The organism is Nocardiopsis listeri (assembly GCF_020741345.1).
In the GTDB taxonomy this organism is placed as follows: Bacteria; Actinomycetota; Actinomycetes; order Streptosporangiales; family Streptosporangiaceae; genus Nocardiopsis; species Nocardiopsis listeri_A.
In genome coordinates this window covers 1-7,742 of the sequence record NZ_DYZD01000322.1, presented here as the reverse complement: position 1 = coordinate 7,742, position 7,742 = coordinate 1, and the positions used below count along the sequence as shown (strand labels likewise).

General features: G+C 69.6%; 8 protein-coding genes and 2 pseudogenes. 7 read left to right on the top strand and 3 right to left on the bottom strand.

Annotation, left to right across the window (positions count from 1 at the left end):
- The 4 genes and pseudogenes from K8V84_RS17315 to K8V84_RS17300 all read left to right on the top strand — a co-directional run.
- Positions 1–385: pseudogene (locus K8V84_RS17315) on the top strand (hydrolase TatD); the annotation flags it as partial.
- Positions 382–1,545, top strand: a complete 1,164-nt coding sequence (eboE, locus tag K8V84_RS17310) for a metabolite traffic protein EboE (RefSeq protein ID WP_304076145.1) — start codon at positions 382–384, stop codon at positions 1,543–1,545. The pseudogene K8V84_RS17315 and the gene eboE, both read left to right, overlap by 4 nt.
- Positions 1,546–1,587: 42 nt before the next feature.
- On the top strand, positions 1,588–2,985 hold the full coding sequence (locus K8V84_RS17305) for an alkaline phosphatase family protein (protein WP_304076143.1): 1,398 nt from the start codon (positions 1,588–1,590) through the stop codon (positions 2,983–2,985).
- A gap of 39 nt (positions 2,986–3,024) precedes the next feature.
- The gene (locus K8V84_RS17300) at positions 3,025–4,029 is read left to right on the top strand and encodes a sugar phosphate isomerase/epimerase family protein (RefSeq protein WP_304076141.1); all 1,005 of its coding nucleotides are present in this window, start codon (positions 3,025–3,027) and stop codon (positions 4,027–4,029) included.
- 19 nt (positions 4,030–4,048) lie between these two features.
- Here the strand turns inward: K8V84_RS17300 and K8V84_RS17295 are convergent, their stop codons facing one another.
- The 3 genes from K8V84_RS17295 to K8V84_RS17285 form a co-directional block, all read right to left on the bottom strand.
- Positions 4,049–4,291 (bottom strand): hypothetical protein, encoded by a 243-nt coding sequence (locus K8V84_RS17295; RefSeq protein WP_304076140.1) that lies wholly within the window; start codon positions 4,289–4,291, stop codon positions 4,049–4,051.
- A 133-nt stretch (positions 4,292–4,424) separates the two neighbouring features.
- On the bottom strand, positions 4,425–4,796 hold the full coding sequence (locus K8V84_RS17290; protein WP_067600519.1) for a hypothetical protein: 372 nt from the start codon (positions 4,794–4,796) through the stop codon (positions 4,425–4,427).
- A 98-nt stretch (positions 4,797–4,894) separates the two neighbouring features.
- On the bottom strand, positions 4,895–5,386 hold the full coding sequence (locus K8V84_RS17285) for a hypothetical protein (RefSeq protein WP_304076137.1): 492 nt from the start codon (positions 5,384–5,386) through the stop codon (positions 4,895–4,897).
- A gap of 492 nt (positions 5,387–5,878) precedes the next feature.
- Here K8V84_RS17285 and K8V84_RS17280 point away from each other — a divergent pair, with 492 nt between their 5' ends.
- The 3 genes and pseudogenes from K8V84_RS17280 to K8V84_RS17270 all read left to right on the top strand — a co-directional run.
- Positions 5,879–6,421, top strand: a complete 543-nt coding sequence (locus tag K8V84_RS17280) for a TetR/AcrR family transcriptional regulator (protein WP_304076147.1) — start codon at positions 5,879–5,881, stop codon at positions 6,419–6,421.
- Between the two features lie 223 nt (positions 6,422–6,644).
- The gene (locus K8V84_RS17275; RefSeq protein WP_304076135.1) at positions 6,645–7,415 is read left to right on the top strand and encodes an MHYT domain-containing protein; all 771 of its coding nucleotides are present in this window, start codon (positions 6,645–6,647) and stop codon (positions 7,413–7,415) included.
- 127 nt (positions 7,416–7,542) lie between these two features.
- A pseudogene (locus K8V84_RS17270) lies at positions 7,543–7,742 on the top strand (histidine kinase); the annotation flags it as partial.

The following is a 7,742-nucleotide window of genomic DNA, read 5'->3' as shown; positions in this document are numbered from 1 at the left end:
GGTGCTGGTGGACCACCTCAACGAGACCACCGTGGCGATGGTGCACGACTCCGGGTGCGTCATGGGGTTCTCCATCTACCCCGACACCAAGATGGACCCGGACCGGATGGTGCGGATCCTCTCGGAGTGGGGCACCGACCGGATGGTGGTGAACTCGGCCGCCGACTGGGGGCACAGCGACCCGCTCTCCACCCTGTACACGGGGCGGGCCATGCAGGCGGCGGGTTTCACCGACGACGACGTGGACCGGGTGCTGTGGCGCAACCCGGTGGACTTCTTCGCCCGAAGCGGTCGCCTGCTGCCAGAGGGCACCGGATCGGTCGGAACCACCTTCGAGGGCAACTCGATCCTGCGCGGCGAACGCCCCGAGGGGGACGCCGGATGAGATTTCGCCACCCCGACGGCACCGTCGTCCACCTGGCCTACTGCACCAACGTCCACCCCGCGGAGGACCTCGACGGGGTCCTGCGCCAGATCCGGGTGTTCGGCGGCGGGGTCCGTTCCGCCCTGGGCATCGACCTGCTCGGGCTCGGGCTGTGGCTTCCCGCTCCCCTGGCCCGCGAGCTGTCCGCGGACCCCGCCCTGGTCGACCGGTTGCGCAAGGGTCTGGAGACGGCGGGGCTGGAGACCGTCACCCTCAACGCGTTCCCCTACACCGGTTTCCACGACCCGGTGGTCAAGCACGCCGTCTACGGTCCGGACTGGACCGATCGCGCCCGGCTGGACTACACGGTGGACTGCGCCCGTGTCCTGGCCCGGTTGATGCCCCACGACGCCGTGAGGGGCAGCGTCTCCACCCTGCCCCTGGCCTGGCGGGAACCCTGGTCGTCGGAGCGACTGGGGGTCGCCCGCGGCCACCTGTCCGAACTGTCCGGGGCCCTGGCCGAACTCGCCGACGCGGGTCGCCCGGTACGGGTGGCCCTGGAACCCGAACCCGGGTGCGTCGTGGAGAGCACCCGCGACGCGGCCCGGCTCCTCGCCGGGTCGCCCGCGCACCTGGGCGTGTGCCTGGACACCTGCCACCTGGCGGTGGGGTTCGAGGAGCCCGGCCCGGCGCTCGCCCGCCTGGCCGACGCCGGGCTACCGGTGGTCAAGACCCAGGTGTCGGCGGCCCTGGAGGTCCCCGACCCGACCGATCCCCGGGCCCGGGAGGCGCTCACCGCCTTCGCCGAGGACCGGTTCCTGCACCAGACCCGCGAACTCGTGGGCGGGCGCGCCCGGGGCCGCGACGACCTGCCCGACGCCCTTCGCGGACCTCACCCGTTGCGCGGGCGCGGCCCCTGGCGCACCCACTTCCACGCGCCCCTGCATTCCCCCGCGAACGAACCGCTGCGCGGTACCACCGATCACCTCACCGACACCCTCACCCACCTTCTGGGCTCCGAGGGCGCCCGCACCGACCACCTCGAAGTCGAGACCTACACCTGGACGGTGCTGCCCGAGGACCGCAGGCCCGTCGGCGAGGACGGGCTGATCGAGGGGATCGCCGCCGAACTCGCCTGGACCCGGGACCGACTCCTCGACCTCGGTCTGACCGCCCTGTGAACACCGATGGCCCGTGACCCCCGAAGGAAGGGACCGTTCCCCATGCCCCAGGACCGCCGCCTCCTCGTCATCGACGCGGTCGGCCTCACCCCCCGGCTGCTTCGGCACGCGCCCCGTCTGCGGGCCCTGGCCGAACGAGGCCGGCAGGCCGGCTTGGAAACCGTCCTGCCCGCCGTGACCTGCACCGTGCAGTCCACGTTCCTCACCGGATCCACCCCGGCCGACCACGGAGCCGTCGCCAACGGCTGGTACTTCCGTGACCTGGGCGAGGTGTACCTGTGGCGCCAGCACAACCGGCTGGTCCAAGGCGAGAAGGTGTGGGAGACCGCCCGCAGGCACCGCCCCGGTTTCCGGACCGCCAACGTGTGCTGGTGGTACGCCATGGGCGCCACCACCGACTGGACCATCACCCCGAGGCCCGTCTACCACGCGGACGGGCGCAAGTCCCCGGACTGCTATACCCGGCCGGTGGCGCTGCACGACGAGCTCACCGCCGAGCTGGGCCCCTTCCCCCTGTTCCACTACTGGGGTCCGACCGCGTCCCTGCGCTCCACGGAGTGGATCGTGGCCGCCACCCGCCGGCTACTGCCCAGGGCCGACCTGACCCTGTGCTACGTCCCGCACCTGGACTACGACCTGCAGCGTTTCGGGCCGGGCTCCGAACAGGCCCTCAAGGCCGTCGGTGACCTCGACTCCGCCCTGGCTCCGCTGTTGGACGACGCCGAGGAGGCCGGTGTCACCGTCCTGGTGCTCAGCGAGTACGGCATCACCCCGGCCGATCGCCCCGTACACGTCAACCGCGCGCTGCGCGAGGCCGGGCTGCTGGAGGTGTACACGCAGGAGGGCATGGAGTACCTGGATCCGTGGGCCTCGCGCGCCTTCGCGGTCGCGGACCACCAGTGCGCCCACGTCTACGTGGACGATCCCGCCGACCTGCCCGAGGTCACGAAGGTCGTGGCCGGCCTGGAGGGTGTGGACCTGGTCCTGGACCGGCGGGCGCAGGCCGACCACGGACTCGACCACGACCGTTCGGGCGAGCTGGTGCTGTTCGCCGACCCGGGCGCCTGGTTCACCTACTACTACTGGCTGGACGACGGCCGCGCCCCCGACTTCGCTCGTGGCGTCGACATCCACCGCAAGCCCGGCTACGACCCGGCCGAACTGTTCCTCGACCCCGCCGACCCGATGGTCAAGGCGCGGGCCGCGGCCGGTCTGGTCCGCAAGAAGGTCGGCCTGCGGTACGCGATGGACGTCGTCCCCCTGGATCCGGGCTGTGTGCGCGGCACCCACGGACGCCCCCACACCGATCCCGAGGACGGCCCGCTGCTGTTGTGCGACGGCCCCATCCCGGACCGGGATCGTTTCGCGGCCACCGAGGTCCGCGATCTCATACTCGGCCTCGTCGGTGTGCCGGCACCGACGAGGTCGACCCCGCTGTGACACAACCGGCCCCGACCCCCGAACAACGGAGGATGCACGATGACCAGACCGGTCACCCTCTTCACCGGCCAGTGGGCCGACCTGCCCTTCGAGAAGGTGTGCGAACTCGCCTCGTCCTGGGGCTACGACGGACTGGAGATCGCCTGCTGGGGCGACCACCTGGACGTCACCCGCGCCGCCGTCGACGACTCCTACCTCCAGGGGCGCCGGGAGATCCTCGAACGGCACGGGCTCGGCGTGTGGGCCATCTCCAACCACCTGCTGGGCCAGGCGGTGTGCGACGACCCGATCGACCACCGCCACCAGGACATCCTGCCCTCACGGGTCTGGGGCGACGGCGACCCGGAGGGCGTGCGGCGGCGCGCCGCCGAGGAGATGAAGCTGACCGCCCGGGCCGCCGCGAAGCTGGGGGTGTCCACGGTGGTGGGCTTCACCGGCTCCGCGATCTGGAAGTACGTGGCGATGTTCCCACCGGTGGGCGACGACGTCATCCAGGCCGGCTACCGGGACTTCGCCGATCGTTGGAACCCGATCCTGGACGTGTTCGACGAGGTGGGGGTGCGCTTCGCCCACGAGGTGCACCCCTCGGAGATCGCCTACGACTACTGGTCGACGCAGGCGGCCCTGGAGGCGGTGGGGCACCGTGAGGCGTTCGGGTTGAACTGGGACCCCAGCCACATGGTGTGGCAGGACATCGACCCGGTCGGGTTCCTGTGGGACTTCCGGGACCGGATCTACCACGTGGACTGCAAGGACGCCCGCAAGCGCGTGGGCGGTGGCCGCAACGGACGTCTGGGGTCGCACCTGCCCTGGGGCGACCCGCGCCGGGGCTGGGACTTCGTCTCCACCGGCCGGGGCGACGTGCCGTGGGAGGCGTGTTTCCGCGTGCTGAACTCGATCGGCTACGAGGGGCCGATCTCCATCGAATGGGAGGACGCCGGGATGGACCGACTGACGGGCGCGGCGGAGGCGGTGAGGTTCGTGCGGGCCAACGTCTTCGACCCGCCCACCTCCTCCTTCGACTCCGCGTTCGGCTCCGGCTGACGGACCCGGCGGCCGCCCGTCACATCATGGGGGCGATGACGACGCGGAACTCCCCGTCGTCGGTCCCCACGTCGTGGCGGAAGTCGTTGACCCGGTTCACCGAGCGTTGGACGGCGTCGCCGCCGAAGGCACTGGTGTCCACTCCGGGCAGGACCTCGCGCAGGGCGAGGACCGCCTCGTCGATGGACAGGGCCGTGCCCCGGTGTTCGGGGGTGATGCGTCGGCCGTCGTCGGTGAGCCGACTGATCGCGATCCGGAACATCGCCGGTCTCCCTGCGGTTCGGGGGGTGGTCGACGACATTCTCTCCCATCCGCGGCGAGGTGGGAAAGCGCTTGGGCGGAGCCGGTCCCGGGACGGTGGAGGCGGGCTCGAACGCACCGTCCCGGGACCGGCCTCAGATCTCCAGTGTCTCCTCGATGCCCTTGAGCCGGTGCCGGGCCAAGGCGAGGTTCCCGCGGGTGCGGTCCATCGCCAGGTAGAGGAAGAGCCCCTGCCCCTTGCGGCTGGTGAGGGGACGGATGACGTGGTACTGACCGGACAGGGTGATGAGGATGTCCTCGATCGCGTCGTTCAGTCCCAGTTGGTCCATGGTCCGCATCTTGGCCCGGACGACCTCGGTGTTGCCGGCGGCGGCCACCGTGAGGTCGAGGGACTTGTTCGAGCTGAGGGTGCCCAGGGCCATGCCGCTGCTGTAGTCGACCACGGCGGCACCGATGGCGCCCTCGATCTCCATCATTTCCTTGAGTCCGGCTTCGATGTTGGGCATGTCCTTCTCTTTCCTTTGGTTGATTCGGCGCAGCTCTCTCCGGTCGGCGATCCAACGACGCAGTGCCGGACCCCGGCGGCGCGGGGGCGAACCGGCGTTCACGCGACCACCGTTTCCGCATGGGGACGCTCCACCGAAAGGGCGCGCAGCCCGGTGAGGACCCGTTCCAGCACCGGCCGGTCCACGGTGACCAGGGCCCTGGGCCTGGTCGGACGGCCGCGGCCACGGCGGGTCGGGGGGCCGTCGTGTTCGGGCGGTTCGACGTTGTCGGCCAGATCTCGCAGTCGGCGCAGGGCGATCCCGAGATTGCCCTGGTCTCGCTCCACACGGACCTGCACGCAGTAGTGCGAGCCGCGCAGGACCGCGAACAGCACGTGGTGGTCGGCCTCGGTGACCACCACGTCCTCCACCGCCTGGGCCGCGCAGAGCGGCCCGGCGGCGATGGCCTGGAGCATCGCCGCCGCGCCCGAGGTCCCGTCGTCCTCTCCGACGTGGGCCAGGGCGTGGTCGCCTCGCCAGTCGACGAGACAGACACTGCGTACGCCAGGGGTCTGGAGCAGCTCCCGCATCTGCTGGTCGATGGCGTGCACGGCGTTCCTTTGTGAGAGCGGAGCCGAACCGGTCGGCCCGGGGGCGGAATCGAACGGTGTCCCGTTAGGGGACGATTCGAGAATAAGACGCCATCGTTCTTCTCGCAGGCGTTTCCGGCATTTAATCTTTCCGTGCCTTCTGGCCTGCTATTTCACTGAAAAGAAGTTAGCGGTGTTTGATTCTCGACACGCGATCTGCCGCCTTTTCAGCCCATGTCGACGGATGAGATCCCGTTATGCCGTTTCGGGACTTTCGCTCACGGAACACAAGGCGCGCGAACAGGCCCTAGGGTGTGTCACCGACCGTTCGTTCAGTAGGCCGATCCGGTCGACACGTGAGAGGGACCAGACCTTCCACGCGCTCCCGCTCTCCGCCGCAAGGTAGGTTCGACAACCGTGGCCCGAACTTCCGCACCCGACGACCCCGCCGCACGCTCGACCGGACGGCGCCGCTCCGGCCGCCCGGGGCACGACGCCGACTCCGTACTGCGTGTGGCAGCCCGCGTCTTCAACGAACGCGGGTACGACGGCACGAGCATGGAGGACCTGGCCCGCGCCTTGGGCGTGACCAAGTCCGCGATCTACCATCATGTCTCCGGCAAGACCGAACTGTTGCGTCGGTCGCTGGACCTGGCGATGGACGCGCTGTTCGAGGTGACCGGGGAAGAGGGCGCGACCACCGGGCGGGCCATCGACCGCCTGGAACACGTGATGCGCGGCAGCGTCCGGGTGCTGGTCGAGGAGCTTCCGCACGTGACCCTGCTGCTGCGGGTTCGCGGAAACACCGACGTGGAGAAGCGGGCGCTGGAGCGCCGACGTCGCTTCGACCACCTGATCGCCGACCTGGTACGCGAAGGCGTGGTCGACGGCGACATCCGCAGCGACGTGGATCCGGCGGTCGCCTCACGCCTGCTGTTCGGCATGGTCAACTCGATCGTCGAGTGGTACAAGCCCGATCGCGGGCTGGCCTGCGAGGAGATCGCCGACGCCCTGATCCGCATCGCCTTCGAGGGGATGCGCGCGCCCAAGGAATAGCGCGACAGGGGCGCGCGCACTCACCCCGGGACCGTCCGGGCGGTGACAATGGCCACAGGATCCCGGGTGAACCGAAAACGGGTTCTCCAACGGCCACGTGCTTCCGTCGACCTGTCGAGCGGGGGACCACGGCCCCCCTGACTCTTCGCCCGCCACGCCTCGGACCAGGGCTTTTATCCTTAAGGCTCAGAATCCACCTTTTTGTGCCAGGGGCGCGGAGATCATGATCGACCACTTCAACACGGGATTGCTGACGCCGGTGGGTGCCTACGCGGTCTCCGTGATCGGATCCTTCATCGGCTTGATGTTCGCCCGCCGGCTCCGAACGGCCACCGGCGCGGCCCGGTGGTGGTGGCTGGCCCTGAGCGCGATCTGCCTCGGCGGTACCGCCATCTGGTCGATGCACTTCATCGCCATGCTGGGCTTCCAGGTGCACGGCACCCCGATCCGCTACGACGCCGGGCTCACCATAGCCAGTGGGTTGCTCGCGATCTTCGTCATGTCCGTGGCGCTGTTCCTGATGAGCACCAGGCCGAACACCACCCGCCTCCTGATCAGCGGGGTGATCGCGGGTTCCGGGATCGTCTCCATGCACTACATCGGCATGGCCTCGATGCACATGCACGCGGAGATGCACCACGACCCCCTGTTCGTCGCCCTGGCGACGGCGATCGCCCTGGTGGCGGCCACCGTCGCCCTGTGGTTCTCCTGGCGGCTGCGCGGCACACTCAGCATTCTGGTCGCCGCCCTGGTGATGGGTGTCGCGGTATCGGCCATGCACTACACGGGCATGTTCGGCGTCGACGTCACCCTGACCGAACGCACCACCGACGCCCTGGCCGGATCGACCGGGGTCGAGTTGCTCCTGCCGCTCGTGGTGGGCCTGTTCGTCTTCCTGCTGGTGTGCAGCCTGCTCCTGATGCTGGGTGTGGACGACCGCCCGGGTTCGAACCAGCCCGGTTCCCATCGTCGGTCGGTCGAAAACCACGGCTAGGCGACTGGCCGTAAGTGGCCACGACATCTGTCTCCACGCCCCTGGCAGGAATTACGGTCGGTCTCTACCATCTGTGAATGCTGGTCACATTTGTGACCGGAGTCATAGAAAGTAGAGGCCTGAGGCCATGGCCGACATATTCCCCCAAGGTCTACTCACCCCCGCCCTCGCCTACGCCGTCTCCGTCATCGGTTCCTTCCTCGGGCTGGTCTTCGCTTCGCGGGCCCGGCGTACGACCGGCCTGGTCCGTTGGCAGTGGCTCATCCTGGCGGCGCTGTCCCTCGGTGGCATCGCCGTGTGGTCGATGCACTTCATCGCCATGCTGGG